This is a genomic window from Streptomyces sp. A012304 (assembly GCF_026008495.1).
GTDB lineage: Bacteria > Actinomycetota > Actinomycetes > Streptomycetales > Streptomycetaceae > Streptomyces.
Map to the genome: position 1 here is coordinate 168896 of NZ_BQUN01000095.1, position 26798 is coordinate 195693.

The following is a 26798-nucleotide window of genomic DNA, read 5'->3' on the forward strand; positions in this document are numbered from 1 at the left end:
AAGCTCACGTTTCACTCGTGAATGCCATTCAACTCCGGCTGTGAAAAGGGAAGTTGGCGTTCAGGTCATTGAGTCAATTTCTCAAGACCCCTGCCTGAACCGGAGTTGACGAACGAGGTGCCGTCGGCGCCCGGTCTGGCCTGCCAGTTCTCCGATCTTGGAGCGTCAGGGGCGGACGTGGGAGCGGGCCCACAAGGACCGGCCCCTCTGTCGGAGAGTGACGTGCGAGGACAGGTTCCCTGAGTGTTTGCGACGCAGAATTCCTGGCCTCGGCGCCCTCATGAAGCCCGCTCGGGGACTGGCGAGAATGCGCCGTTCACGAGCCGGCGCTCCCGCTCGACGGGTCACCCTCGCAGACCCCCGGACACCTCACGGACCGGGCGTCCGCAGGAATCCGTCAGCGCCGGGCGGCGTGGGCGGGGGAACGCGACGACGGAGCCTCCCGGCTGTCTCCGGGAGGCTCCGTCAGGGGTGGCGATGAGTTGGGGGGACGTCGGGACCCGCCCCGCCGAGGCGGGTCCCCGGTGGTCAGCGGGCCGTCTGCGTGTGGACGTACTCCACGAGCCGGGTGAGCGCGTCCGGGTCGGTGGAGGGCATGACGCCGTGGCCGAGGTTGAAGACGTGTCCCTCCAGGCCGGCCGCCGCGTCCAGCACCTCGCGGGTCTTGGCCTCGACGGCCTCGCGGGTGGAGAACAGCACGGTCGGGTCGAGGTTGCCCTGGAGCGCCTTGCCGGGCCCGACGCGACGGGCGGCCTCGTCGAGCGGGACGCGCCAGTCGACGCCGACGACGTCCGCGCCGGCGTCGCCCATCAGCTTCAGCAGTTCGCCGGTGCCGACGCCGAAGTGGATGCGCGGGACGCCGTACCCGGCGACGGCCTGGAAGACCTTCGCCGAGGCGGGCATCACCGAGCGGCGGTAGTCGGCCGGGGCGAGGGCGCCGGCCCAGGAGTCGAAGAGCTGGACGGCGGAGGCGCCCGCCTCGATCTGCACCTTCAGGAACGCGGCCGTGATGTCCGCGAGCCGGTCCAGCAGATCGGCCCACAGCTGCGGGTCGCCGTACATCATCGCCTTGGCGTTCTCGTACGTGCGCGACGGGCCGCCCTCGACGAGGTAGCTCGCGAGGGTGAAAGGCGCGCCGGCGAAACCGATCAGGGGCGTGGCGCCCAGCTCGCGGGTGAGCAGTCCGATGGCCTCGGTGACGTAGGAGACGTCCTCGGGGGTGAGGTCGCGCAGCCGGGCGAGGTCGGCGCGGGTGCGGATCGGCTGCTCGACGACCGGGCCGATGCCGGGCTTGATGTCGAGGTCGAGGCCGATGGCCTTGAGGGGGACGACGATGTCGCTGAAGAAGATCGCCGCGTCCACGTTGTGCCGGCGCACCGGCTGGAGGGTGATCTCGGTGACCAGCTCGGGCCGCGTGCAGGACTCGAGCATCGGAATGCCCTCGCGGACCTTGCGGTACTCCGGCAGCGAGCGCCCGGCCTGCCGCATGAACCACACGGGGGTGTGCGGCACGGCTTCACGCCTGCACGCCTTCAGGAAGGCACTGTCGTACGTCGCTGTCGGCTGCTGGCCCGTGGGGGATGCGTTGGCACTCACGACGGCAAGTCTCGCACGGCGCCGAGGGCCACGTGGTCGCGCCCCAGCGGGTGTCTTGCCCTGCGCGAGGCCGCGCTTCCCCTTAATCTTCCCCGCATGGCTGCGGCTCAGGGACGACTGTCGGACGGCACGGGCGGAATGGACGACGAGAGGGGCACCGGGGAGGGGGACCGACGGGACGATGGTGCGCCGCCGCCCTTCCGGGCCGCGGTCGACGCGCTGCGGGCCGCCCGGCTGCGGCCGCAGATCGAGGTGGAGCCGTCGCCGGCCCCGCAGCGGCTCGCCCCCTTCGCGTACGCGCTGGAGGCGACCGTGGTGGACGGTGAGCAGGACCTCGCCGACGGCCGGCTGGTGCTGCTGCACGACCCGGCCGGGCACGACGCCTGGCACGGCACCTTCCGGCTGGTGACGCTGATCCGGGCGGAGCTGGAGCCGGAGATGGCGGTCGACCCGCTGCTGCCGGAGGTGTGCTGGTCCTGGCTGACCGGCGCGCTCCAGGCGCGCGGACTGACGTACGGCGAGCCGAGCGGGACCGTGACACGGGCGGGTTCGCACTACTTCGGCGGGCTGTCGGAGCGTCCGGCCACCTCGCAGATCGAGATCAGGGCCTCGTGGACGCCCCGGGAGGGCCTCGGCGGGGTGCCGGACACGGGGGCGCACCTGGCGTCCTGGTGCGACCTGCTGGCGCAGGTGGCGGGGCTGCCGCCGGCCGGCCCGGGGGACGCGTCGGTGGTGACGCTGCCGCAGCGGCGGGGCCCGCAGTCGCGCTGACCGCCCCCGCCGACCGCCCCTGCCGCCTGTCCTTGCCGCCCCCCGGCCCGTCCCTGCCGTCCTTCCCTGCCGACCGTGTCTCCCGCCGGCTGTCGTCCACTGACCATCTCTTTGTCGATACGGCCACTTTCAGTCAGGAGTGACCCCTCGAACGACCCCATTCGATCGCCGAACGATCGACAGCGTGTCCGAATTAAGCAGATTGATACTCACTAAATCGTGATCTTTCTCTAAAGGGCCACAGGTTTGATGCCGAAGACGACTGTGACCTTGGAAGTCGTCCCCACCATCCAGGAGGCCTGGTGTCCGTTCTCCTCGAGCAGCCCGCAAGCCTGGTCGCCTACCGCCCGAACAAGCCCACCGCCATGGTGGTCGTGGCCGATCCCCGCGTCCGCTCCACCGTCACCCGCCATCTGTGGGCGCTCGGTGTGCGCGATGTCATCGAGGCCTCGTCCATCGCGGAGGCTCGTCCCCGCATCGGCAACCCCCGCGACATCTGCGTCGCCGACGTCCACCTCCCCGACGGCTCCGGCCTCACCCTTCTGTCGGAGACCCGCGCCGCCGGCTGGCCCAACGGGCTCGCCCTCTCCGCCGCCGACGACATCGGCGCCGTCCGCAACGCCCTCGCCGGTGGCGTCAAGGGCTACGTCGTCACCGGCACCCGCACCAACGTCGGGCTCCCCACCCGGCCCGGTGCTGCCCCCATCGGCGCGGCCGCCGCCCGCCTCCACCGCCGCCACCCGGGTGCCCCGAGCCACCCGGGCGGCTACCGCGAGCTGTCCGGTCGCGAGGTGGAGGTTCTGCGGCTGGTCGCCGAGGGCCAGTCCAACAAGGCCATCGGCGTCTCCATGGGCCTGTCCGCGCTGACCGTCAAGAGCCACCTGGCCCGCATCGCCCGCAAGCTGGGCACGGGCGACCGCGCCGGCATGGTCGCGGTCGCCCTGCGGACCGGCATCATCCACTGATCACCGATCCCCGTAGCCCGATCGCCCACCCACGCGGCCCGATCACCGGTCGCCCGCCCGAGAGCCGCCGGGCCCTTGTCCTGATCCCCCACCCACCTGACTGGTTCACGACACTGTGACGCCCGTCGACGGAACGTTCCGTCGACGGGCGCCGTCGATACACGGATACCCTTGACAGGTGACCGACGCCCAAGAAGCCGCAGCAGCCAGCTCACTGCGAACCACCGGGGGCGCCCCTCCGGACGACGACGGATCCACTGCTTCCGGGGCGCCGACACCTCTTCTCGAACCGCGGGACGGCATTCCCGAGGTGATCGCCGACGAGGCCTCCCTCGCGGCGACGATCGCCGCGTTCGCCGCCGGCTCCGGCCCCGTCGCCGTCGACGCCGAGCGGGCCTCCGGCTACCGCTACGGACAGCGCGCCTATCTGGTTCAGCTGCGCCGTGAGGGGGCCGGCACCGCGCTGATCGATCCCGTCGCCTGCCCCGACCTGTCCGCCCTGGGCGAGGCGCTGTCCGGCGTCGAGTGGGTGCTGCACGCCGCCACCCAGGACCTGCCCTGTCTGCGGGAGATAGGCATGGTGCCGACGCGGCTGTTCGACACCGAGCTGGCCGGGCGGCTCGCCGGTTTCCCCCGGGTCGGCCTCGGCGCGATGGTCGAGGGCGTACTGGGCTTCGTCCTGGAGAAGGGCCACTCCGCCGTCGACTGGTCGACGCGCCCGCTGCCCGAGCCGTGGCTGCGCTACGCCGCCCTGGACGTCGAGCTCCTCGTCGACCTGCGCGACGCGCTGGAGAAGGAGCTGGACCGGCAGGGCAAGCTGGAGTGGGCCCACCAGGAGTTCGAGGCGATCGCCTCGGCCCCGCCGCCCGAGCCCCGCAAGGACCCCTGGCGCCGTACGTCCGGCATGCACAAGGTGCGCCGGCGGCGGCAGCTCGGTGTCGTGCGCGAGCTGTGGCAGACCCGGGACCGGATCGCGCAGCGGCGGGACGTGTCACCGGGCAAGGTGCTCTCGGACGCGGCCATCGTGGAGGCCGCGCTCGCCGTTCCGGCCGATGTGCACGCGCTCGCCGCGCTGAACGGCTTCGGGCACCGCATGGGGCGGCGCCAGCTGGAGCAGTGGCAGGCGGCGGTCGACCGGGCGAAGGCGCTCAGCGAGGCGCAGCTGCCCCAGCCCGGGCAGCCGGTCACCGGGCCGCCGCCGCCGCGGGCCTGGGCCGACAAGGACCCGGTGGCGGCGGCCCGGCTGAGCGCGGCGAGGTCGGCCGTCTCCGCGTTGGCCGAGCGGTTGAACATGCCGCAGGAGAACCTCGTCGCGCCGGACACCGTTCGGCGCGTCTGCTGGGAGCCGCCGAATCCGCTGGACGAGGAGTCGGTCGCGGCGGCGCTGTTCGGGCTGGGCGCCCGGACGTGGCAGGTGGAGCAGGTCGCACCGGTGCTGGCCACGGCGCTCTCCGCGCAGGTCAAGGAGGCCTAGCCGCTGCGGCCAGGGCGCTGTCCGCAGCGGGGCGGGCAGGCCCGGTCCGCTGCGGTCACGGCACTGTCCGCGCGGGTCAAGGGGGCCCGGTCCGCCGCGAGGGGCGGATCGGGCTCATCTCGACGCCCCTCTCATGAAGCCGTTGTAGATGTACTTCTGCAGCGCCAGGAAGACGATCAGGGTCGGCAGGATCACCAGGACCGCTCCTGCCGAGATCGTCTCCCAGTGGGCGGCGTAGGGGCCCTTGAAGCGGAACAGCGACGTCGAGATCACGCCAAGATCTTGCGAGGGCATGTAGAGGAAGGGGATGTAGAAGTCGTTGTAGACGGCGATCCCCTTCACGATCACGACCGTCGCGATCGCCGGCTTCAGCAGCGGAAAGATGATCTTCCGGTAGATGGTGAACGCGTTGGCGCCGTCCAGGCGGGCCGCCTCGTCCAGGGAGACGGGGATCGAGCGGACGAACTGCAGGAAGATGTAGATCGACACGATGTCCGTGCCCATGTAGAGGGCGATGGGGGCCCAGCGGGTGTCGAACAGACCGAAGCCGTGGACGATCTGGAAGGTGGCGACCTGGGTGGTCACCCCCGGGACGAGCGCGGCCACCAGGAAGAGCGCCAGCACCAGCCTGCGGAACGGGAAGGTGAAGCGGTCGATCGCGTAGGCGGTCATCGAGCCGATGAGGACCGTCCCGCCGACGGAGATCACCAGGATGAAGGCGGTGTTGCCGAAGGCCGTGAGCATGCCGCCGTCCTGGAACGCCGTCACGTAGTTGTCGAAGTTGAGGGGATCGCGCGGGAGGGTGAGCGCCCCGCCGTCGTTCGCCGTCTCCCGCTCGGTCTTCAGCGACGTCAGGAAGACGACGCCGAGCGGGAGCAGGACGACGACCGCCGCGAGGACCAGCGACAGGTACACGAGGGTGCGGGCAACGGCGCGGCGTGTCATACGAGGTCCACCCTGTCGTCGGGGACGAGGCGTCGCTGCACCCAGGTGACCGCCAGGATGATCAGCAGCAGGACCACGGCCGCCGCCGATGCGAGCCCCGTCTTGTTGAACTGGAACGCCAGCTTCACGGTCTGGATCACGAAGGTCTCGGTGCCGGTCGCCCCGCCGGTCATGATGTACGGGATCTCGAAGGCGGAGAGCGATCCTGAGACCGAGAGGATCACCGTCAGGGTCAGCACCGGCTTGATGCCGGGCAGGATGATGTGCCGGAACTGGTGCCACCGGTTGGCGCCGTCCAGCTCCGCCGCCTCGTAGATCTCCCCGGGGATGGACTGGATCGCGCCCAGGAACAGGACGAAGTTCATGCCCAGGTAGCGCCAGACCGACACGCCCGCCAGCGAGGTGTTCGCGGAGAACGGGGTGCCCAGCCAGGCCTGGTCGGCGTGGTACCCGAACAGGCCGAGGACCGTGTCGAGGGTGCCGCCGTCCTGGAAGAAGTAGAGGAAGACGAAGCCGATCGCCACGCCGTTGACCAGGGACGGGAAGAAGAGCACGCCCTTGAAGAAGTTCCGGAAGCGGACGTTGTAGCTGAGGATCGTCGCGAAGTACAGCGCGGCGACGATCTGGATCACCGACGCGGCCAGGTAGTAGCCGCTGACGAAGAACACCTGGAAGAGGTCCTCGCGGGTGAAGATCTCCCGGTAGTTCTCGGCGCCCGTGTAGTTCAGCTCGGGGCTCACGCCGTCCCAGTCGGTGAAGCTGTAGGCCACCATGTTGGCGATCGGCGCGTAGGTGAAGGTGACCAGCAGGGCGAGGGGGGCGAGCAGGAACAGCCAGGGGGTCACCACCCGCCGGACGCGTGCGCGGCGCGGGACCCGCCGTGGAGGGGTGGACTCCAGGGCCGGCGCCACGGCCCCGGAGTCCGCCTTCTCGGTGGTCTCCGTCATCAGGAGCCCACGTTCTTCCGCGTGTCGGTCCACTTCTTGCCGAGGCCCGCGAGGAAGTCGTCCAGGCTGCCCTTCTTCGCGCCGCGCGCGAGGTCGACCAGCTCCTGCCGGTACTCGGGCTTGTAGATGCCGACCTCCGACTCGTCGTCGATCAGCTTGACCTCGGCGCCCGCCGAGTCGTCCAGCTCGATCAGCTTCACGCCGGCGTCCTCGTACGGCTTGAGCACGGCGGGCATCGAGGCGTTCTGGAGCGGGGAGATGGCCAGGTTGTCCCGGTCGTAGCCGGACTTGTCGGTGAACCAGTCGATCCAGGCGCGGGCGGCCTCCTTGTGCTCGGAGTGGATGTTGACGGCCTGGTTGTAGTCGGGGCCGATGGTCGAGCAGAACGCGCCGTCCTTCTGGGCCGGGAAAGGCATGAAGCCGATGTCGTCGGGGTTCACGCCGGCCTTCTTCGCGGCGTCCTGGAACTGGACGATGGCCCAGGTGCCGAGCCACTGCGTGGCGATCTCGCCCTTCGCCAGCTGCGGCTTGGACAGCTCCCAGTTGGTGGTCGTCGGGTCCTTCTCGGCGAGGCCCCGCTTCACGATGTCGTAGAGCAACTGGTCGCCCACGCGCAGGTCGGAGCCGTTCGCCCACGGGTCGCCCTCGGCGAGCTTCGCGGTGGCGCGCGGGTCGCAGGAGACCGAGCCGTTGACGTACGTCCAGGAGGTCAGCGGCCACTGGGCGGCGAAGTTGGTGTAATAGGGGGTCGCGTCCGTCTTGTCCTTGATGGCCTTCAGGGCGGCGAGGAACGCGGCCGGGGTGGTGGGCCACTCGGTGACCCCGGCCTCCCGCCAGACTCTCTTGTTGTAGACGAAGCCGGGCATCACGCCGACCGGGCTCTGGCCGTAGACCTTGCCGTCGACGGTGGTGAAGTCGGTGAAGCGGTACTTCTTACGGCGCTCGGCCTCGGTGCCGAGGGACGCGAAGAACTTCGGGTAGTCGTCCTTCTTGATCACCGCCGGGATCAGCAGGACGTCCCCGTAGTCCTCGGTGTTCATCCGGATCTTGATCTCGGACTCGTAGTTGGTGAGGGCCTGGAACTCGACCTTCACCTTCGGGTACGTCTTGTTGAACTCGGCGGCGTACTTCTTCATCGTGCCGTCCTGCACGAGGTCGGTCCGCACGGTGAGGACCGTGATGTCTCCGCTCACTTGCGACGGGTCGTCGGGCGCCTTGGCCTCCGCGCCCTTCGAGGTGCCTGCTGTACCGGTGCAGCCCGGGAGCAGCAGGGCGGCTCCCGCGACGACGGCGAGGACTGTACGGCGGTTCATGTGCATCAGCTCCGTTCTTGGGACGGACGAGCACGAGCGGGTTGGCTGATTCGGCACTCTGACAGCGCTTTCTCAACCGGTAAAGTCCCATTCCCGCCAAGGCTTGGGCAGATGGCAACCATCGCTCGGATTTACCGGTTTAGGGAGTGCGCATGCTGGAGGCGACACCGCTCACCGACGGCTGGATCCTGCGGCACGAGGGGGCGGAACTCCCGGCCGCGGTGCCGGGCTGTGTGCACACCGATCTGCTCGCGGCCGGGGTGATCCCGGACCCGTTCCTCGGCCGGAACGAGACCGACGTCGCCTGGGTGGGGCGGCGCGCGTGGACGTACGAGACGCGGCTGCCGGAGGTGGCGTCCGGGCACGAGCAGACCGACCTCGTCTTCGAGGGGCTGGACACGGCCGCCGAGATCCTGGTGGACGGCCGGCTCGTGGGCCGGGTCCGCAACATGCACCGCTCCTATCGCTACGACGTGACCGGCCTCGGGGGGCCGCTGACCGTGCGGTTCCGCTCCGCCTACGCGGAGGCGGAGGCCGTGCGCGGGCGGCTCGGCGAGCGGCCCGCCGCGTACACCGAGCCGTACCAGTACATCCGCAAGATGGCCTGCTCCTTCGGCTGGGACTGGGGGCCGACCCTGGTGACGGCCGGGATCTGGCGGCCGGTGCGGCTGGAGCGCTGGTCGACGGCGCGGATCGCCCGGGTGCGCCCGCTGGTCACCGTCGAACGGGGCGTCGGCGTCGTCGAGCTCTGTGTCGACGTGGAGCGGACCCGGGCGGAGGCCGCGCTCACCCTGGAGGCCCGGGTGGGCGGCCGACGGGTGCGGGCCGAGGTGCCGGGCACGAGCGCCGTCGTCCGGGTGGAGGTGCCGGACGCCGAGCTGTGGTGGCCGCGCGGGTACGGCCGACAGCCGCTGTACGACATGGAGTTGACGCTCCACCATGACGAGGCGCCGCTCGACGTCTGGCGCCGGCGGGTCGGCTTCCGCGAGGTCGGGCTGGACACCTCCGCGGACGCGCACGGCACCGGCTTCACCCTCGTCGTCAACGGCGAGCGGCTCTTCGCGCGGGGCGTGAACTGGATCCCGGACGACGTCTTCCCCTCCCGGGTCACCCGCGAGCGCTACCGGGAGCGGCTGCGGCAGGCCGCGGACGCCGGAGTGGACCTGGTGCGGGTGTGGGGCGGCGGGATCTACGAGAGCGAGGACTTCTACGACGCCTGCGACGAGCTGGGCCTGCTGGTGTGGCAGGACTTCCCCTTCGCGTGCGCCGCCTATCCCGAGGAGCAGCCGCTGCGCGGCGAGGTGGAGGCGGAGGCCCGGGAGAACGTCGTACGGCTGATGCCGCATCCCTCGCTGGTGCTGTGGAACGGGAACAACGAGAACCTGTGGGGGTTCCGGGACTGGGGGTGGCAGGAGCGGCTCGGCGGGGACTCCTGGGGCGAGGGGTACTACCTGGGCGTCCTGCCGCGGGTGGTGGCCGAGCTGGATCCGACCCGGCCGTACACGGCGGGCAGCCCCTGGTCGGGGTCGTGGCGGCGGCACCCGAACGATCCGGCGCACGGCACCCACCACTCGTGGGAGGTGTGGAACCGGGAGGACTACGCGCGGTACCGCGCGGACGTGCCGCGGTTCGTGGCCGAGTTCGGCTGGCAGGCGCCGCCCGCGTACGCCACGCTGCGGCGGGCGCTGCCGGGCGAGGGGCTCGCCCCGGACTCCCCCGGTGTGCTGCACCACCAGAAGGCCGAGGACGGCAACGGCAAGCTGGAGCGCGGGCTGGCCCGCCATTTCGCCGCCTGGCAGGGGGACTTCGACCGCTGGCACTACCTCACCCAGGTCAACCAGGCCCGTGCGGTGGCCGCCGGGATCGAGCACTGGCGGTCGCACTGGCCGGTCTGCGCGGGCACGGTCCTCTGGCAGCTCAACGACTGCTGGCCGGTGACCTCCTGGGCGGCGGTCGACGGGGACGGCCGGGAGAAACCGCTCTACCACGAGCTGCGCCGGCTGTACGCCGACCGGCTGCTGACCCTGCAACCTCGCGAGGGCGGGCTGGTGGCGGCGGCCGTCAACCAGGGCGCCGGGCGGTGGACGGGCACGCTGGAGCTGCGGCGGATGACGGTCGCCGGGGACGTGCTCGGTTCGGCCCGGGTGGAGCTGGCCGCGGCGGCGCGGACGGTGGCCGAGGTGCCCGTGCCGGCGGAGCTGACGCCGGCCGGGGCGAAGGAGTTCCTGGTGGCCGACGCGTGGGAGTCCCCCGGTTCGAGCGGGGGCGGGCCGCGGGCGCTGCACTTCCCGGTGCCCGACCGTGAGGTCGCCTACCCGCGGCCGGAGTTCGAGGTGTCCGTCGTGCCGGGCGGCATCGAGGTGAGCGCCCGTACCCTCGTGCGGGACCTGCTGCTCCAGGCCGACCGGCTGGATCCCCGGGCGCGGGCCGACCGGGGGCTCGTGACGCTGCTTCCCGGGGAACGGGTGACCATCGGGGTGGCGGGCTGGGAGACTCCGGACGCCGACGCCGCCCGCGCGGCCCTGTACTGCCTGGAGCCCATGACATGACCGCACCCCGTGTCACCATCAAGGACGTCGCCGCGCGCGCCGGCGTGTCCAAGGGGGCCGTCTCGCTCGCCTTCAACCGCAAGCCGGGGCTGTCGGAGGCGACCCGGGACCGCATCTTCGCGGCGGCGCGGGAGCTGGGCTGGGAACCGAACCTGACCGCGCGGTCGCTGTCGAGTTCGCGGGTGGACGTGGTGGGGCTCGCGATCTGCCGGCCGGCGCGGATGCTGGGCCTGGAGCCGTTCTACATGGAGTTCGTCTCCGGGGTGGAGAGCGTGCTGAGCGAGCGCTCCTGCTCGCTGCTGCTGCGGCTGGTGCGCAGCCCGGAGGAGGAGGTCGGCGTCCAGGAGTCGTGGTGGCGGGGCCGGCAGGTCGGCGGGTCGATCCTGGTGGACTTCCGGGCGGACGATCCCCGGGTGGCGGCGGCCGAGCGGCTCGCGATGCCGGTGGTCGCCGTCGGGCATCCCTCGCTGACCGGGGGCCTGACCTCGGTGTGGACCGACGACGCCACGGCCGTCACCGAGGCGGTGCGCTATCTGGCGGCGCTCGGGCACCGGCGGATCGCCCGGGTCGGCGGGGCGGCGGCCCTCGGGCACACCGTCATGCGGACCGCGGCCTTCGACGAGGCGGCGCGCGCGGTGGGACTGACCGGAGCCTGGCAGGTCGACACCGACTACTCCGGGGAGGCCGGCGCCCGGGCCACCCGCTCGCTGCTGGCCGCCGCCCCGCCGGAACGTCCGACGGCGATCGTCTACGACAACGACATCATGGCGGTGGCGGGTCTGTCGGTGGCGGCCGAGATGGGGCTCGCCGTGCCGCGCGACGTGTCCCTGCTGGCGTGGGACGACTCCCAGCTGTGCCGTCTCACCCATCCGCCGCTGTCCGCGATGAGCCACGACGTGCACGGATTCGGCGCGGAGGCGGCCCGTACGCTGTTCGGGGTGATCACCGGGGAGGGCCCGGGGTCCCATCCGGTGCCGACGCCGGTCCTGACGCCGAGGGGGTCGACGGCGCCTCCGACGGTGTGACCTTCACCGCTTGGGGCGAGGGGGCTGGGCAGCCTGGTTACTCATAAGTAGCATGGGTGCTGAGCGCGCGCTCAGCGTGCCGCAGCAGTGCCATCCCGCACCCTGGAGGAGAGCCATCGTGCCTCGTACCGTCAGGGACGTCGTCTTCGTCGACGGCGTCCGTACCCCGTTCGGCAAGGCGGGCCCGAAGGGCATCTACCACGAGACCCGCGCCGACGACCTCGTCGTGAAGGCGATCCGGGAGCTGCTGCGCCGCAACCCCGGTCTCGACCCGAAGAAGATCGACGAGGTCGCCATCGCCGCGACCACGCAGATCGGCGACCAGGGCCTGACCATCGGCCGCACGGCCGGGATCCTGGCCGGTCTCCCCCAGTCGGTCCCCGGCTACTCCATCGACCGCATGTGCGCCGGTGCCCTGACCGCCGTCACCACGGTCGCCGGCTCCGTCGCCTTCGGCGCGTACGACATCGCCGTCGCGGGCGGTGTCGAGCACATGGGCCGTCACCCGATGGGCGAGGGCGTCGACCCCAACCCGCGGTTCGTCAGCGAGAAGCTGGTCGACGAGTCCGCCCTGTTCATGGGCATGACCGCGGAGAACCTGCACGACCGCTACCCGCAGATCACCAAGCTGCGCGCCGACGAGTACGCCGTGCGCTCGCAGGAGAAGGCCGCCAAGGCGTACGCCAACGGCAAGATCCAGGCCGACCTGGTGCCGATCTCCGTGCGCCGCACCAACCCCGAGGGCGGCGAGACCGGCTGGGGCCTGGTCACCGCCGACGAGCCGATGCGCCCGGGCACGACCCTGGAGAACCTCCAGGGCCTGAAGACCCCGTTCCGTGTGCACGGCCGGGTCACCGCCGGCAACGCGGCCGGTCTGAACGACGGCGCCACCGCCTCGCTCATCGCCTCCGAGGACTTCGCCCGCGAGAACGGCCTGCCGGTCAAGATGCGCCTGGTCTCCTACTCCTTCGCGGGTGTGGAGCCGGAGGTCATGGGCTACGGCCCGATCCCGGCCACGGAGAAGGCCCTCGCGCAGGCGGGCCTGTCCATCTCCGACATCGGTCTGTTCGAGATCAACGAGGCGTTCGCCGTCCAGGTCCTGGCCTTCCTCGACCACTACGGCATCGCCGACGACGACGAGCGCGTCAACCAGTACGGCGGCGCCATCGCCTTCGGTCACCCGCTGGCCTCCTCCGGTGTGCGTCTGATGACGCAGCTGGCCCGCCAGTTCGAGGAGCAGCCGCACGTCCGCTACGGCCTGACCACCATGTGCGTCGGCTTCGGCATGGGCGCGACGGTCATCTGGGAGAACCCGCACTTCGAGGGGGACAAGTGAGCACCACCGCCGAGCTTTTGAAGCAGGCCTCGGAACTGTTCCCGGACGAGGTCGTCACGAGCGCGCACGTACGCCACCTCGACCTGCCGTCCGGCGCCGGGCGCTTCGCCCTGATCACGCTGGACAACGGCTTCGACCACACCAAGCCGACCACCTTCGGACCGGCCTCGCTCGCGAACCTCGACACCGCGATCGACCAGGTCGAGAAGGAGGCCGCGGACGGCGAGATCGTCGGCGTCGGCATCACCGGCAAGCCGTTCATCTTCGCGGTCGGCGCCGACCTCAAGGGCGTCGAACTGCTGAAGGAGTACGAGCACGCGCTCGCCATCGGCAAGGGCGGCCACGAGGTCTTCAAGCGCCTCGCCGGCCTCGCCGTGCCGACCTTCGCGTACTACAACGGCGCGGCCATGGGCGGCGGCGTCGAGGTCGGTCTGCACTGCACCTACCGCACGGTGTCCGCGGCCCTCCCGGCGTTCTCCCTGCCCGAGGTCTTCCTCGGCCTGGTCCCCGGCTGGGGCGGCTGCACGCTGCTGCCGAACCTGATCGGCGCGGAGAAGGCCGTCTCGGTGATCATCGAGAACAGCCTCAACCAGAACAAGCAGCTCAAGGGCGCGCAGGTCTACGAGCTCGGCATCGCCGACGCCCTGTTCGAGGGCGCGGACTTCCTTGAGCAGTCGCTGATCTGGACGGCGTCCGTCCTCAAGGGCGAGATCGTCGTCGAGCGCCCGGTGATCGACCGCGGCGAGGCCTGGGACCAGGCCGTCGCCAAGGGCCGCTTCATCGCGGACGGCAAGGTGCACGGCGCGGCCCCGGCCGCCTACCGCGCCCTGGACATCGTCGCCGCCGCCAAGAACGGCGACCTCCAGCAGGGCTACGACGCCGAGGACAAGGCCCTCGCCGACCTGATCATGGGCGGTGAACTGCGCGCCGGCATCTACGCCTTCAACCTGGTGCAGAAGCGCGGCAAGCGCCCGGCGGGCGCCCCGGACAAGAACCTGGCGCGTCCGGTCACCAAGGTCGGCGTCGTCGGCGCCGGTCTGATGGCCTCGCAGCTGGCGCTGCTGTTCCTGCGCCGCCTGGAGGTCCCGGTCGTCCTCACGGACATCGACCAGGAGCGCGTCGACAAGGGTGTGGGCTACGTCCACGCCGAGATCGACAAGCTGCTCGGCAAGGGCCGGATCAACCAGGACAAGGCCAACCGCCTCAAGGCGCTGGTGACCGGTGTCCTGGACAAGGCCGAGGGCTTCTCCGACGCGGACTTCATCATCGAGGCCGTGTTCGAGGAGATCGGCGTCAAGCAGCAGGTGTTCGCGGAGGTCGAGGCGGTCGCCCCGGCGCACGCGATCCTCGCCACCAACACCTCCTCGCTGTCGGTGTCGGAGATGGCGTCGAAGCTCCAGCACCCCGAGCGGGTCGTCGGCTTCCACTTCTTCAACCCGGTCGCCGTGCTGCCGCTGCTGGAGATCGTGCGCGGCGAGAAGACCGACGACGCCTCGCTGGCCACGGCGTTCGCCGTCGCCAAGAAGCTGAAGAAGACCGCGGTCCTGGTGAAGGACGCCCCGGCGTTCGTCGTGAACCGCATCCTGACCCGCTTCATGGGCGAGGTCCAGAACGTCATCGACGAGGGCACCCCGGTCGCGGTCGCGGAGAAGGCGGTGGAGCCCCTGGGCCTGCCGATGTCCCCGCTGGTCCTGCTGGAGCTGGTCGGCCCGGCCATCGGCCTGCATGTCTCCGAGACGCTCAACCGGGCGTTCCCGGACCGCTTCAAGGTCTCCCCGAACCTCAAGGCGGTCGTCGAGGCGGGCAAGCGCGGCTTCTACGTCTACGACAGCGGCAAGCCCGAGCTGGACCCGGAGGTCGCCGCGCTGCTGAAGCAGGGCGATGTCGCCCTCACCGAGGAGCAGGTGCGGGCGCGGGTCCTGGAGGCGGTGGCGCAGGAGATCGGGCTCATGCTCGACGAGGGCGTCGTCGCCGAGGCCCAGGACATCGACCTGTGCCTGATCACCGGCGCCGGCTGGCCCTTCCACTTGGGCGGCATCACGCCGTACCTGGACCGTGAGGGTGTGTCGGAGCGGGTGAACGGCAAGCGGTTCCTGGCTCCGGGCGTGGCGTCGATCCCGGCGTGACGCCCGCCCCGCGGGGCAGGTGAAGAGGGCCTCCGCCGTCATGGCGGAGGCCCTCTTCTCACGCGCTCGCGTCGTCCTGTCGTTCGGCCGCGGCGAGCCGCGCCCTCAGTTCGGCGTTCTCCGCCTCCAGGGCCACCATGCGCTTGCGCGCGAAGTACAGCTCCAGGACGGCGTCCTGGAACTCGGCGACGAGCTGTTCGGGGGTCAGTTCCATGGGGGTGCGCCTCACGCCAGCCGGACGGGTGTGCTGTTGATGCCCTTCCAGTACAGCTTGCCGCCCTGGGCGTAGAGGGAGCCGCCACCGGCCGTGGCGGGCGCGTTGTTCGGCTCCGTGTCGACGTCCGCGAGCCGCACCGCGCCCTCGGCGAGGATGGCCGAGTGGGCGTTGGCGCCCTGGACCACGTGGAGTTGGGACTCGGGAGCGTTGCCACGGCCGACGCCTATGCCGGTCAGGCCGTTGCCCTTGACGACGAAGTCGTCCAGGCCCTTGTTGTTGCGCAGGACGAGCAGCGCGCCCTTGGTCGGGCCGGTGGTGGCGGTCACGAAGATGCCCTGGGCGGCGGTGCCGCCCTGATCGACGGTGCCGGTGGTCTTCAGGTCGATCGACAGGGCGGACCCGTCGGCGTCCGAACCGTCGAGGTAGCCGTTGTGGGTGATCTTCAGGGTGCCGCGCGCGGTCTCCGCGCCGGCCAGGTTCATGGCCGAGGTGGCCGGGTTCTTCGAGGTCACGTTGAGCGCCGAGGCCGGTCCGGAGGTGGCGGCGCAGTTGATGGTGACCGTGTACGCCGTCGTCGACGAGCTCCAGAAGTTGGCGGGCGCGGCGTAGTCGGTGTACTCGCCGTCGGCGGCCGCCTCCGTGCCGGCCGCGACGGTGACCGCGCCGGCGGTGAAGGCGCCGAGGAACACTCTTCGTCCCACTGCCATGGGTGTACTCACATTCCGTGTCGTCGATCCGCTGTCGCCGGTGCGTTCCGTCGAAAGCGCTGTGGGGATCATGTGATCACCCCGCACGAGACGAGCACAACGCCGTTCCGGCCGCTGAGGAGGGCCCGGGGACCGGGGCGCCACGCCGGTCACCGTCGCCCGCGCACGGCACGAGCAGAGCCCGATCGCGCCCCCGCCCAGCGCCCGGCACGAGCACACCCCGGCCGCTCCGTCTCACACTTCCTGCCACGCCTTCAGCGCGAGTCCCGGCTCGTCCTTGCGGCGGGTGACCAGCAGGCGGCCGGACGACGGGGAGAGGGTCGCGGCGGCCACCCGGTTCTCGTGGTCCTTGGCGAGGGCCACCTCGGCGTCCGGTGGCAGGCCCGGGCCGGACTCCGTCCACCAGGCGCCGGCCGCTTCCTCCTCGGTGGGGTAGGCGGCGAAGGCGACCCGGCCGCTCGCCGAGCGCTGGGCGAGCAACGTGCAGTCGTGGCCGTCGAGTTCGCAGCGCACGGCCGCGACCGGGCCGGGACCCGCGGCGGCGAGCACCGGGACCGGCTTGCTGCCGGGGCGCCACGCGCACACGTCACCGGACTCGTCGGTGAAGAAGAGGGTGGTGCGGTCGGCGGAGGTGGCCAGGGCCCGCAGCGTGCGGGGGCGGACCGGTACCTCCAGCGTCTCCTCCCACACCGGGATCGTGCCGGGCTTCGCCTGCCGGTAGTACAGGATCGCGCCGGAGACGGCCGCGTACGCCTCGACGCACCCGGACTCCGCCGTGACCGCCACCGGCGCCCCCTGCACGCCCTGCCCCTTGAGGTCGCGCCACGGGTCCCAACCGCCCCGCTCCTTCTGCGCGACCATGCTGATTCCGGTGCCGACGTTGCGGACGAAGACATGCGCCCGGCCCTGGGCGTCCACCGCCACGGCGGGCGTGCCGGTACGCTCGCCCTTCTTGTTGGGGTGGCCGATGGGAGACCAGTCCAGGGCCGCGAGCAGGGGCCGGTAGTGGGTGGAGTGCACCAGGACCGACTCCCCCGACCCGGTGGACCGCCAGGACGCCAGGTGGGCGTACCCGTCGGCGCCGTGGCCGACGGCCACGCCGGGATGCACCTTGTCGTCGCCGCCCACCTCGCGAGGCGGATCCCAGGCGCCGCCCGGGATCCGCTCCGCCCGGCACAGGGCGCCGTCGTCCGACGTCAGGTAGACACTGAGCCGCCCGTCGCGGCCGCGTATGAGCCATTCGCCGTTCACCCGCTCACTGTATGTCGGCGGCTGCCCGGTCATGTCGCGTGGGGCGGGTCCGTGGCGACGGGCGTGCGACCCTGGGCCCCATGGACGACAACACCCCCCTGCTCGTGATCGTCGACGCCGCGAACGTCGTCGGGTCGGTGCCCGACGGGTGGTGGCGGGACCGGCGGGGCGCCGCGGAGCGGCTGCGCGACCGGCTGGCCGCCGACGGGCTGCCGGGGCACACCGGACCCGAGGAGATCGTCCTCGTCGTCGAGGGCGCCGCGCGCGGGGTTCGGCCGGTGCCGGGTGTGCGGGTGGAGTCGGCTCCCGGCAGCGGCGACGACCACATCGTCGACCTGGTCGCCCGCGCGGGAGACCGTCCCCGCCTGGTCGTCACCGCCGACCGGGAGCTGCGCCGCCGGGTCGCGGAACTGGGCGCGCGGGTCACGGGGCCGCGCACGGTACGGGGCTGAACACGCGCGCCGGCCCCGCGCGTTCCGCCGGAGCGGGAGGCACGGGGCCGGTGCGGGGCGTCGGCGTCAGCGGCCCTCGGCGGGGCCGGGCCCCGCCACCTCGTCGACGGTGGTCTCCTCACCGCGTCCCAGCCGGCTGTGGGAGCGGCCGTAGATGAAGTACACGACGAAGCCGGCCGCCATCCAGATGCCGAACCGCACCCAGGTCTCGGCGGGCAGATTGATCATCAGCCACAGGGAGGCGAGCACGGACAGGATCGGGATGACCGGGACCCACGGGGTGCGGAAGGCCCGGTGCAGGTCGGGGCGGGTCCGGCGCAGGATGATCACGCCGATCGCGACGACCACGAACGCGAAGAGCGTGCCGATGTTCACCAGTTCGGCGAGTTCGCTGAGGCTGGTGAAGCCGGCCAGGATCGCGATGACCACACCGAGCAGGATCGTCGGCCGGTGCGGGGTCTTGAACCGGGGGTGGACCTGGGAGAAGAAGCGCGGCAGCAGCCCGTCGCGGCTCATCGCGAAGAAGACGCGGGTCTGGCCGAGGAGCAGGATCATGCAGACCGTCGTCAGGCCGACGGCGGCGCCGAAGCTGATGAAGCCCGCGTACCAGGGGTGCCCGGTGGCCTTGAAGGCGTCGGCGAGCGGGGCGTCCACGGACAGCCGGCTGTAGTGCTGCATGCCGGTGACGACGATGGACACCAGGACGTAGAGGGTGGTGCAGATGAGGAGGGAGCCGAGGATGCCGCGGGGCATGTCGCGCTGCGGGTTCCTGGTCTCCTCCGCGGCCGTGGCCACCACGTCGAAGCCGATGAAGGCGAAGAAGACGACCGAGGCGGCGGTGAAGATGCCCATGACGCCGAAGTTGGACGGCGCCCAGCCGAAGATCAGCTGGATGAGGGGGGAGTCGAGACTCTCGCCCGCCTCCACCTTCTGCGCCTTCGGGATGAACGGGTCGTAGTTGTCGCCCTTGACGAAGAAGGCGCCCGCGATGATCACGGTGAGGACGACGGTCACCTTGATGGCGACCACGATGGAGGTGACCCGGGCGGACAGCTTGGTGCCGAGGACGAGGATGCCGGTGAGCACCAGGACGAGGGCGGCGGCGAGGATGTCGAAGCCGAACCCGTCGGCGCCCTCGCGCCCGCTGAGCGCCTCCGGCAGCTGCCACCCCGCGTTGTCCATCAGCGAGGCGACGTAGCCGGACCAGCCGACGGCCACCACCGCCGTGCCGAGCGCGAACTCCAGGACGAGGTCCCAGCCGATGATCCAGGCGGGGAACTCCCCCAGGGAGGCGTAGGAGAAGGTGTAGGCGGAGCCCGCCACCGGGACGGTGGAGGCGAACTCGGCGTAGCAGAGCGCGGCGAGCGCGCAGGCGACACCGGCCGCGACGAAGGCGAGGGCCACGGCGGGACCGGCGTTGTTCTTCGCCACCGTGCCGGTGAGGACGAAGATGCCGGTGCCGATGATGACACCGACGCCGAAGACGGTCAGATCCAGCGCGGACAAGGATTTCTTGAGCGCGTGCTCTGGCTCCTCGGTGTCGAGGATGGACTGTTCTACCTTCTTCGTCCGGAAGAGGGTGCTGCTCACGGGGTTACCTCCCACGCTGTGTCGTCCTCGACATGATCGAGAGGGGGCGTAGTGCGTATGCCCCGGCGCGGGCGCGTTCACGCAAATGGGCCGACCGCACCACCCTTCACAGTGGCACGACCGGCCCATTCGGGCGGGTTCGGCTAGGCCCTGTCGTTTGGATCAGGCCGGCTGTGAGGCGCGGTGCCTGTCAGCCGACCCGAGCGGGGCCTGGTGCGTGCAGATGCAAGGCGGAGGAGGGAGTCGACGCGATGGGGGCCCCTCCCGCGCGAGCGAAGCCGAGCGTGGGGGAGTCGGCGAATGACGACAACGCCGCAGATGTGCGTGCCAGGTCCCGCGACGCCGGGACGATCCAAACGACAGGGCCTAGGCCGTGTTTTAGAAGTCCCCGTGGAAGAGGGAGCGGCGTTCGGCGCGTGCTCTCGGCATGCCGGGCGTCGCGACGCTGCGGGTGAATACACCCAGGCCCTGGGCCGCCGTCCAGGCCCTGGTCGAGCACGGGTTTTGCGCACCTGAAGAACTGGCGCGCGCTGGCCAAGGTCCGCCTTACAAGTCGCGCAAATCGGGAGCCTGTTGATCTATTTCTTCCCTTCAAATCGGTTGACATTCAGGGGTGGAATGTCCGACGTTCAGCCGTGACCCACCGATGCGCCACAGGGACGGAGAGATGGCACACAGATGACTTTCAGAGGAGGGAACCCGAAGCCAGGGCGCGGGAGGCGCCCGGCGGCGCCTGCCGCGGTGGACGCGGGCCCGCGGTATGAGCTGAGGCAACCGGTCCGCGCGAAGAGCGTCTCGGAGCAGGTGCACACCGCAGGGCGGGTCAAAAATCTGGGGAAGACGGTGCAGTTCAGCTGGCCCGGGGTGTACTTCGAGGGCCGCTTCCGCGGGACCGGGATCGGGGTGGTACTCGACTGCGCGGCCGCCGACTACGACGTCCAGGTCGACGGGGCCACCGTCGCCACTCTGGTCACACCCGGCGACACCACGCACTGGATCAACGGCCTGCGGGACAGCGAGCACACGGTCCGGGTCGTCAAACGCAACGACACCCCGGGGGACACCAGCACTTTCGGAGGCTTCGTCGCCGCGCCCGGGGGCGCCGTACTGAGCAAGCCGGCGCCCCGGGACCGCCAGATAGAGTTCATCGGGGACTCCATCACGGTGGGCTACGGCAATGTCTCGGGCACCCGCGACTGCAATCCGGAGCAGCTCAAGCGGAACACCAACACCGACGTGAGCCACGGCGCCCTCACCGCCCAGCAGCTGGACGCCGATTACCAGATCAACGGCTTCTCCGGCCTCGGCATGGTGCGCAACGTCGCCGGCATCTCCCCGGACGTCACGTACCGGACCTACTACGACCGCGCCCTGCTGAACGTGGACGGCGACGTCTGGCAGAACCCGGGAACGTGGCGCCCCCAGATCGTGGTGGTCAACCTCGGCTCCAACGACTTCTCCGACCTCACCCCCGGTGAACCGTGGACGCCCGACAGCCTCGCGGCCGCCTACCGCACCGCCTACGGCGAGTTCCTCCGGAAACTGCGGACTCGCTACGGTGCCGGCACCACCCTCGTAGCCGTCGGCTTCGACAGAAACGCCGAGCATGTGCGGCAGGTGGTCGAGGCGCGCAACGACGCCGGCGACAGCCAGGTCCACTACTGGTTCCTCGAACAGTCGGGCCTGGACTTCCTCGGATGTGACGGGCACACCTCGGCTCACGACGACCGGGTGATCGCCGGCCGGCTTGCCCCGTTCCTCAGGAGCCTGCCGACGGGATGGTAAGGGACGTGGCCACCCGTGAACCGGGCCAGGGACTGCTGCCCGCCGCCGGAACCCCCTGTGTGCCCTGCCGCTGGCCGACTTGATCACCTGAGTCGAGAGCAGCAGCACTAGCGAAGGCTACGGGGGTCCGCTGTGGGACAGGCTCACCGCGGCAGCGGTCCCCGGCCCCACTGTCGGGTCTGGCCGCCGAGTGAGGAGCTGATCTCGTAGCCGAACTGGGCGTCGCCTTACGCGGCGCTCATCGCCGCTGTCTCCCCTCGATCCGCTGACCTGATCCCGGCCAGAATGACGTGCGGGATCGAGACGTTCGACAGGTCACAGCCACTCGTTGATCGCGGCGATGAGGACGGTCGCTTTGAAGCGGACCGCGAGCTTGTCGAACCGCGTGGCCACGGCCCGGTTCCGCTTGAGCCGGTTGATGCCGCACTCGACCGCGTGCCGGGCCTTGTAGTCCTCGCGGTCGAAGGCCGGAGGACGCCCACCGGCCGCTCCCCGGCGTTCACGGTGGCCTGCCTGATCGGCAGGTTCCGGAATCGTGCAGCGGATCCCGCGCTGCCGCAGACAGGCACGGTTCGCGCGCGATGAATAGCGCTTTATCTCCTCGCACCCGCAGCGGACGAACCCGGGGCCGCCCCAGTCCGAGACGAGGAACCCGGATGGCTTCCAGCACGGCTGTGAACTGCGGGCTGTCACCCCGCTGCCCTGCTGTGACCAGCAGCGACAACGGCCGCTGGCCTTGCTCACAGGCCAGGTGAATCTTCGTGGTCCAGCCGCCGCGGGACCTGCCCAAGCCGTGATCGCCAGGTTCGCTCTGGTGGCCGCCCGGCGGTTCTTTCTGTGCTTGGCCGTCCCGCCGGGCACCGGCCGCGTGCTGATGTGCCCGGCAGATCGTGGAGTCGACGTTCACCTCCCAGGTGATCAGCCCGACTGCGTCCGCCCGCGCTTGCAGTCTGGTCAGTACCGACGACCAGACCCCATTGCGTTGCCAGCGGCGGAAGAGCCCGTAGACCGTCTGCCACGGACCGTACTCCGCCGGCAGATCCCGCCACGGGGCCCCGGTCCGAACCCGCCAGCGGATCCCATTGATCAGCTTCCGCTGGCACACCGACGGCCTGCCCAACACCGCGACCGGCAGCAACGGGCACAACACTGCCCACTGGTCATCAGAAAGATCCCCTCGCCCCACACCGAGATCATCACGGTACGAGGCGAGACACTGGAGCCACTTCTAAAACACGGCCTAGTCGCGGGCGGGCTGCACCGAGTCGACCTCGGTCGGAGTGCCGGTGTACCGGCCGTCGAGCCGGGAGACCAGGCCGGTGACCTGGCGGGCGATGTCGGGGGCGGTCAGGCCGATCTCGGCCATGACCTCGGCCCGGGAGGCGTGGTCGAGGAAGCGCGGCGGGATGCCGAAGTCGCGCAGCGGGACATCGACGCCGGCGTCGCGCAGGGCCTGCGCGATCGCCGAACCGACGCCGCCGACACGGGAGTTGTCCTCGACGGTGACGACCACGCGGTGCCGCTCGGCGAGCGGGGCCATGGCCTCGTCGACGGGCTTGACCCAGCGGGGGTCGACGACGGTCGTGGTGATGCCCTGCCGGTCGAGCAGGCCGGCGATCTCCAGGCACATCGGCGCCAGGGCGCCCACGGAGACGAGCAGCACGTCGGGGGTGTCGGTGCCCGGCTCGCGCAGCACGTCCATGCCGCCGACGCGTCCCACGGCGGGTACGGCGGGGCCGACGGCGCCCTTGGAGAAGCGGACCACGGTCGGCGCGTCGTCCACCTCGACGGCCTCCCGCAGCTGCGCGCGGACCTGGTCGGCGTCGCGCGGCGCGGCGAGCCTGAGGCCGGGCACGACCTGGAGGATCGACATGTCCCACATGCCGTTGTGGGAGGCGCCGTCGGTGCCGGTGATGCCGGCCCGGTCCAGCACGAAGGTCACGCCGCACTTGTGCAGGGCGACGTCCATGAGGACCTGGTCGAAGGCCCGGTTGAGGAAGGTGGCGTAGACGGCGAAGACGGGGTGCACGCCCGCGTGGGCGAGGCCCGCCGCGGAGACCGCGCCGTGCTGCTCGGCGATGCCGACGTCGTAGACGCGCTCCGGGAACCGCTTGGCGAACCGGTCGAGGCCCACCGGCTGGAGCATGGCGGCGGTGATCGCGACGACGTCCTCGCGCTCCTCGCCGAGCTTGACCATCTCGTCGCCGAAGACGGAGGTCCAGTCCGCGCCACTCGTGGCGATCGGCAGGCCCGTGTCGGGATGGATCTTGCCCACCGCGTGGAAGCGGTCGGCCTCGTCCTGGAGGGCGGGCTGGTAGCCGCGGCCCTTCTCGGTGAGGCAGTGCACGATCACCGGGCCGCCGAAGCGCTTGGCGCGGGCCAGCGCCGACTCCAGCGCCTCGATGTCGTGCCCGTCGATGGGGCCGACGTACTTCAGGCCGAGGTCCTCGAACATGCCCTGCGGGGCGATGAAGTCCTTCAGGCCCTTCTTCGCGCCGTGCAGGGTGTCGAAGAGCGGCTTGCCGACGACCGGCGTGCGGTCGAGGATCTCCTTGGTGCGGGCGAGGAAGCGCTCGTAGCCGTCGGTCGTGCGCAGCGTCGCCAGGTGGTTGGCGAGGCCGCCGATGGTCGGGGCGTAGGAACGCTCGTTGTCGTTGACGACGATGACCAGCGGGCGGTCCTTGGCCTCGGCGATGTTGTTGAGCGCCTCCCAGGCCATGCCGCCGGTCAGCGCGCCGTCGCCGATGACCGCGACGACGTGGCTGTCGCGTCGCAGGAGCTGGTTGGCCTTGGCGATGCCGTCGGCCCAGCCGAGCACCGTGGAGGCGTGGCTGTTCTCGATGACATCGTGCTCGGACTCGGCCTGCGAGGGGTAGCCGGACAGGCCGCCCTTCATCTTCAGCTTCGAGAAGTCCTGCCGGCCGGTGAGCAGCTTGTGCACGTAGGACTGATGGCCGGTGTCCCAGAGCACCTTGTCCCTGGGGGACTCGAACACCCGGTGCAGGGCGATGGTGAGCTCGACCACGCCGAGGTTGGGTCCGAGGTGGCCGCCGGTCTTGGAGACCGCGTCCACGAGGAAGGTCCGGATCTCCTGTGCCAGCTGGTCCAGCTCCTCCAGGCTGAGCCGGTCCAGATCGCGCGGTCCCCTGATGCGGGTCAGCAGCGGCACCCGTGCCTCCTTGCAGTAGAGCTGATCGAGCTGTTGCCGGGCTCGTCGAGTCTAATGTTCCGCCCCGACCGGCGGAGCCCGGCCCATGCGTCATGGGTCACGCGTCGGCCGTACCCCGGAACGGCCTTCTCCATGACACGCCTGTGCCCGGCACGGGAAAGTGCCGGGCACAGTGGGGTGGCCGGAGCCGCCAGGCCCTGCCTTTCGGCCGGCCTGATCCAAACGAAAGGGCCTAGCCGCGGCCCGCGGCCTTCTGGCTCCTGCGGGAGATCGAGTCGATGACCACGGCGCCGAGCAGAACGCCACCGGTGATCATGTACTGGATCGAGGTGTTCATGTTCAGCAGGTCCAGGCCCGTCTGGATGGACTGGATGACCAGCATGCCCAGCAGCGCGGACCACACCGTGCCGCGGCCGCCGAAGAGGCTGGTGCCGCCGATGACGGCCGCCGCGATGGCCAGCATCAGGGTGTTGCCGCCGCCGGCGCTGAGCGTCGCGCTCGCGGTCTGACCGGCGAAGAACATACCGCCGACCGCCGCGAAGCCGCCCGCGATGGCGAACACGGTGATGCGGATCATCGGCACGTTGATACCGGCGCGCCGCGCCGCCTCGATGCCGCCGCCGACCGCGAAGACCTGGCGGCCGAAGGTGGTGCGGCGGAGCACGAAGTCCACGACGACCAGCGCCGCCAGGAAGATCACCAGCGCGTTGGAGACGCCGGCGGAGTTGTTCAGCACCGCGGCGGCGGCGAAGGACGCGACGGCGAGCGCGCCCACGCGCAGCAGGATCTCGCTGGTCGGCCGGAACGGCACACCCGCGGCCTTGCGGCGGCGCTGCTCACCGAAGTTGCCGACGAGGGTGAGCGCGACGCCCAGCCCGGCCAGCAGGTAGGCGCCGATGATGGCCTGGTCCATGAAGAAGGAGCTCTGGCCGAGCAGGTGCACGGGGCCGGAGTCCGACGGGATGTTGATGGTGCCGCTGGAGCCCAGCAGCCACAGCATCAGACCGTTCCAGCCGAGGAAGCCGGCCAGGGTCACCACGAACGCGGGCACGCCGATCTTGGCGAAGAACCAGCCGTGCAGGGCGCCGATGGCGATACCGGTGAGGATGGTCAGCAGCAGCGACAGCCAGGCGTTCATGGTGTGGTCCACCACGAACACGGCGAACAGGGTGGACGCCAGGCCGCTGACGGAACCGACCGACAGGTCGATCTCACCGAGCAGCAGCACGAAGACCAGGCCGATGGCGAGCATGCCGGTGGCCGACAGGAAGTAGCTGATGTTCGAGAGGTTGTCGGCGCTGAGGAAGCGGTCGTTCTGCAGCTGGAAGATCGTCCAGATGACGATCAGGCCGATGACCACCGGCAGCGAGCCCAGCTCGCCGCCCTTGACCTTGCGCTTGAACTCGGTGACGTAGCCCTTCAGGCCCTCTTCGCGTACCAGCAGGCGCGGGTCGACGACGGGGACCGGAGCGGCCGTGGGGTCGTCGGCGGGGGCGACGGTGGTCTGCTCCTCCACCACGCCCTCGGTCTTGCCGGCCTTCTTGACCTTCGTGGCCTCGTTCTTGGAGTTGTCGCTCTTCACGGTCTTGGACGTGTCGCTCACTTTGCCGCCTCCGCGGTGCGACGCCCCGCACGACGGGTGACGGCGTTGTCCGTGGCACCCGTGATCGCGGCGATGATCTCTTCGTGGCTGGGGTCCTTCACGGGGAAGGAGCCGTTGTTCTTGCCCAGGCGCAGCACGGCCACGGTGTCCGCGACCGCCTTGACGTCGGCCATGTTGTGGCTGATGAGGATGACGCCGAGGTCGCGCTCGCGCAGCCGCTCGACCAGGTCGAGGACCTGCGCGGTCTGCTCGACGCCGAGGGCGGCGGTGGGCTCGTCGAGGATGACGACCTTGGGGTCGCCGATCAGGGCGCGGGCGATGGCGACGACCTGGCGCTGACCGCCGGAGAGACTCGCGATCGGGATGCGCACGCTCGGGATCCGGATGGAGAGCGTGGACAGCAGCTCGCGGGCGTTCTTCTCCATCGTCACCTCGTCGATGACGCCGCGGTGCAGCAGCTCACGTCCGAGGTAGAGGTTGCCGACCACGTCGAGGTTGTCGCACAGGGCGAGGTCCTGGTAGACCGTCGCGACGCCGAGTCCCTGGGCGTCGTGCGGCTTGGTGATGCTGACCGGCTTGCCCTGCCACTCGATGACGCCCTCGTCGATGGGGTGGACACCGGCGATCGTCTTGACGAGGGTCGACTTACCTGCGCCGTTGTCGCCCACCAGGGCGACGACTTCTCCGGCGTGAACCTCCAGATCGACGTCGGTGAGTGCCTGCACCGCACCGAATCGCTTGGAGACTCCGCGCAACGCCAGCACGGGCGTAGCGGACACGTGAACCATCTCCTTCGCCGCCTGACCGGCGGGGATGCCGCGCTGTGGGACAGGCGCGGAGGGGTGTGCGCTCGGCGCCGGTGGGCGACGAGGCACGAGGTTTACAAGATGAACATGGACGAGTGCGTCGCGCTCGGCGACGGTTCCGTCCGACGCCCGCCCCGCAGCGGGGTATGAAGGTGGGGCAGGCGCCGGCGG

General features: G+C 70.8%; 21 protein-coding genes. 9 read left to right on the forward strand and 12 right to left on the reverse strand.

Annotated elements, in window-relative coordinates; translation table 11 throughout:
* Positions 1-528: 528 nt before the first annotated feature.
* The gene (hemE, locus tag ALMP_RS20745) at positions 529-1596 is read right to left on the reverse strand and encodes a uroporphyrinogen decarboxylase (protein ID WP_264930454.1); all 1068 of its coding nucleotides are present in this window, start codon (positions 1594-1596) and stop codon (positions 529-531) included.
* A 96-nt stretch (positions 1597-1692) separates the two neighbouring features.
* Here hemE and ALMP_RS20750 point away from each other — a divergent pair, with 96 nt between their 5' ends.
* From ALMP_RS20750 to ALMP_RS20760, 3 genes are all read left to right on the forward strand, one after another.
* Complete coding sequence (locus ALMP_RS20750; RefSeq protein ID WP_264930456.1) at positions 1693-2367, forward strand: DUF3000 domain-containing protein; 675 nt, start codon at positions 1693-1695, stop codon at positions 2365-2367.
* A 302-nt stretch (positions 2368-2669) separates the two neighbouring features.
* Entirely contained in the window at positions 2670-3332 is a 663-nt protein-coding gene (locus tag ALMP_RS20755) for a response regulator transcription factor (RefSeq protein WP_264930458.1), read from the forward strand.
* 178 nt (positions 3333-3510) lie between these two features.
* A complete protein-coding gene (locus tag ALMP_RS20760; RefSeq protein WP_264930460.1) occupies positions 3511-4806 on the forward strand; it encodes a ribonuclease D in 1296 nt (431 codons plus the stop codon).
* Positions 4807-4920: 114 nt separating this feature from the next.
* On the opposite strand, the gene ALMP_RS20765 is transcribed toward ALMP_RS20760, so the two are convergent.
* Genes ALMP_RS20765 through ALMP_RS20775 form a run of 3 tightly spaced genes read right to left on the reverse strand, consistent with a single transcriptional unit; the run spans position 4921 to position 8011 of the window.
* Positions 4921-5751 (reverse strand): carbohydrate ABC transporter permease, encoded by an 831-nt coding sequence (locus tag ALMP_RS20765; RefSeq protein ID WP_264930462.1) that lies wholly within the window; start codon positions 5749-5751, stop codon positions 4921-4923.
* Entirely contained in the window at positions 5748-6698 is a 951-nt protein-coding gene (locus ALMP_RS20770) for a carbohydrate ABC transporter permease (RefSeq protein WP_264930464.1), read from the reverse strand. The genes ALMP_RS20765 and ALMP_RS20770 overlap by 4 nt, the downstream gene beginning before the upstream one ends.
* A complete protein-coding gene (locus ALMP_RS20775; protein ID WP_264930466.1) occupies positions 6698-8011 on the reverse strand; it encodes an ABC transporter substrate-binding protein in 1314 nt (437 codons plus the stop codon). The genes ALMP_RS20770 and ALMP_RS20775 overlap by 1 nt, the downstream gene beginning before the upstream one ends.
* A gap of 152 nt (positions 8012-8163) precedes the next feature.
* Here ALMP_RS20775 and ALMP_RS20780 point away from each other — a divergent pair, with 152 nt between their 5' ends.
* From ALMP_RS20780 to ALMP_RS20795, 4 genes are all read left to right on the forward strand, one after another.
* Positions 8164-10560, forward strand: a complete 2397-nt coding sequence (locus ALMP_RS20780) for a glycoside hydrolase family 2 protein (RefSeq protein ID WP_264930468.1) — start codon at positions 8164-8166, stop codon at positions 10558-10560.
* Positions 10557-11585 (forward strand): LacI family DNA-binding transcriptional regulator, encoded by a 1029-nt coding sequence (locus ALMP_RS20785; RefSeq protein ID WP_264930471.1) that lies wholly within the window; start codon positions 10557-10559, stop codon positions 11583-11585. The genes ALMP_RS20780 and ALMP_RS20785 overlap by 4 nt, the downstream gene beginning before the upstream one ends.
* A 118-nt stretch (positions 11586-11703) precedes the next feature.
* A complete protein-coding gene (locus ALMP_RS20790) occupies positions 11704-12921 on the forward strand; it encodes an acetyl-CoA C-acyltransferase (RefSeq protein WP_264930473.1) in 1218 nt (405 codons plus the stop codon).
* Positions 12918-15047: a 3-hydroxyacyl-CoA dehydrogenase NAD-binding domain-containing protein gene (locus ALMP_RS20795; protein ID WP_264930475.1), complete on the forward strand. Its 2130-nt coding sequence runs from the start codon at positions 12918-12920 to the stop codon at positions 15045-15047. Before ALMP_RS20790 ends, ALMP_RS20795 begins: the two co-directional genes overlap by 4 nt.
* Before the next feature lie 58 nt (positions 15048-15105).
* On the opposite strand, the gene ALMP_RS20800 is transcribed toward ALMP_RS20795, so the two are convergent.
* From ALMP_RS20800 to ALMP_RS20810, 3 genes are all read right to left on the reverse strand, one after another.
* Entirely contained in the window at positions 15106-15261 is a 156-nt protein-coding gene (locus ALMP_RS20800; protein WP_264930477.1) for a hypothetical protein, read from the reverse strand.
* An 11-nt stretch (positions 15262-15272) separates the two neighbouring features.
* The gene (locus ALMP_RS20805; RefSeq protein WP_264930479.1) at positions 15273-15971 is read right to left on the reverse strand and encodes a hyaluronoglucosaminidase; all 699 of its coding nucleotides are present in this window, start codon (positions 15969-15971) and stop codon (positions 15273-15275) included.
* Between the two features lie 234 nt (positions 15972-16205).
* On the reverse strand, positions 16206-17222 hold the full coding sequence (locus tag ALMP_RS20810; protein WP_264930481.1) for a hypothetical protein: 1017 nt from the start codon (positions 17220-17222) through the stop codon (positions 16206-16208).
* An 80-nt stretch (positions 17223-17302) separates the two neighbouring features.
* Between ALMP_RS20810 and ALMP_RS20815 the strand changes: the two genes are divergently transcribed.
* Positions 17303-17674, forward strand: a complete 372-nt coding sequence (locus tag ALMP_RS20815) for an NTP pyrophosphohydrolase (RefSeq protein WP_264930483.1) — start codon at positions 17303-17305, stop codon at positions 17672-17674.
* 66 nt (positions 17675-17740) lie between these two features.
* Here ALMP_RS20815 and ALMP_RS20820 read toward each other — a convergent pair whose 3' ends face one another.
* Positions 17741-19264 carry an amino acid permease gene (locus ALMP_RS20820; protein WP_264930485.1) on the reverse strand — a complete coding sequence of 508 codons (1524 nt, stop codon included), beginning with the start codon at positions 19262-19264 and terminating at the stop codon, positions 17741-17743.
* Positions 19265-19942: 678 nt separating this feature from the next.
* Here ALMP_RS20820 and ALMP_RS20825 point away from each other — a divergent pair.
* On the forward strand, positions 19943-21049 hold the full coding sequence (locus ALMP_RS20825; RefSeq protein ID WP_264930487.1) for an SGNH/GDSL hydrolase family protein: 1107 nt from the start codon (positions 19943-19945) through the stop codon (positions 21047-21049).
* A 315-nt stretch (positions 21050-21364) separates the two neighbouring features.
* Here the strand turns inward: ALMP_RS20825 and ALMP_RS20830 are convergent.
* From ALMP_RS20830 to ALMP_RS20845, 4 genes are all read right to left on the reverse strand, one after another.
* A protein-coding gene (locus tag ALMP_RS20830) for an IS5 family transposase (RefSeq protein WP_264930489.1) occupies positions 21365-22235 on the reverse strand; the annotation gives its coding sequence in 2 pieces (ribosomal slippage) (positions 21365-21637 and positions 21639-22235; 870 coding nt in all).
* A 54-nt stretch (positions 22236-22289) separates the two neighbouring features.
* On the reverse strand, positions 22290-24218 hold the full coding sequence (dxs, locus tag ALMP_RS20835) for a 1-deoxy-D-xylulose-5-phosphate synthase (protein ID WP_264930491.1): 1929 nt from the start codon (positions 24216-24218) through the stop codon (positions 22290-22292).
* Between the two features lie 232 nt (positions 24219-24450).
* Positions 24451-25821 (reverse strand): sugar ABC transporter permease, encoded by a 1371-nt coding sequence (locus ALMP_RS20840; protein WP_375803511.1) that lies wholly within the window; start codon positions 25819-25821, stop codon positions 24451-24453.
* Positions 25818-26609 (reverse strand): ATP-binding cassette domain-containing protein, encoded by a 792-nt coding sequence (locus tag ALMP_RS20845; protein ID WP_264930494.1) that lies wholly within the window; start codon positions 26607-26609, stop codon positions 25818-25820. Before ALMP_RS20845 ends, ALMP_RS20840 begins: the two co-directional genes overlap by 4 nt.
* Positions 26610-26798 lie beyond the last annotated feature (189 nt).

Coding starts and splice junctions, on each gene's coding strand:
- ALMP_RS20770 (WP_264930464.1), bottom strand. CDS start 6,698: ATGACGGAGACCACCGAGAAGGCGGACTCCGGGGCCGTGGCGCCGGCC.
- ALMP_RS20805 (WP_264930479.1), bottom strand. CDS start 15,971: ATGGCAGTGGGACGAAGAGTGTTCCTCGGCGCCTTCACCGCCGGCGCG.
- ALMP_RS20800 (WP_264930477.1), bottom strand. CDS start 15,261: ATGGAACTGACCCCCGAACAGCTCGTCGCCGAGTTCCAGGACGCCGTC.
- ALMP_RS20765 (WP_264930462.1), bottom strand. CDS start 5,751: ATGACACGCCGCGCCGTTGCCCGCACCCTCGTGTACCTGTCGCTGGTC.
- ALMP_RS20845 (WP_264930494.1), bottom strand. CDS start 26,609: ATGGTTCACGTGTCCGCTACGCCCGTGCTGGCGTTGCGCGGAGTCTCC.
- ALMP_RS20750 (WP_264930456.1), top strand. CDS start 1,693: ATGGCTGCGGCTCAGGGACGACTGTCGGACGGCACGGGCGGAATGGAC.
- ALMP_RS20780 (WP_264930468.1), top strand. CDS start 8,164: ATGCTGGAGGCGACACCGCTCACCGACGGCTGGATCCTGCGGCACGAG.
- ALMP_RS20825 (WP_264930487.1), top strand. CDS start 19,943: ATGACTTTCAGAGGAGGGAACCCGAAGCCAGGGCGCGGGAGGCGCCCG.
- ALMP_RS20775 (WP_264930466.1), bottom strand. CDS start 8,011: ATGAACCGCCGTACAGTCCTCGCCGTCGTCGCGGGAGCCGCCCTGCTG.
- ALMP_RS20785 (WP_264930471.1), top strand. CDS start 10,557: ATGACCGCACCCCGTGTCACCATCAAGGACGTCGCCGCGCGCGCCGGC.
- ALMP_RS20815 (WP_264930483.1), top strand. CDS start 17,303: ATGGACGACAACACCCCCCTGCTCGTGATCGTCGACGCCGCGAACGTC.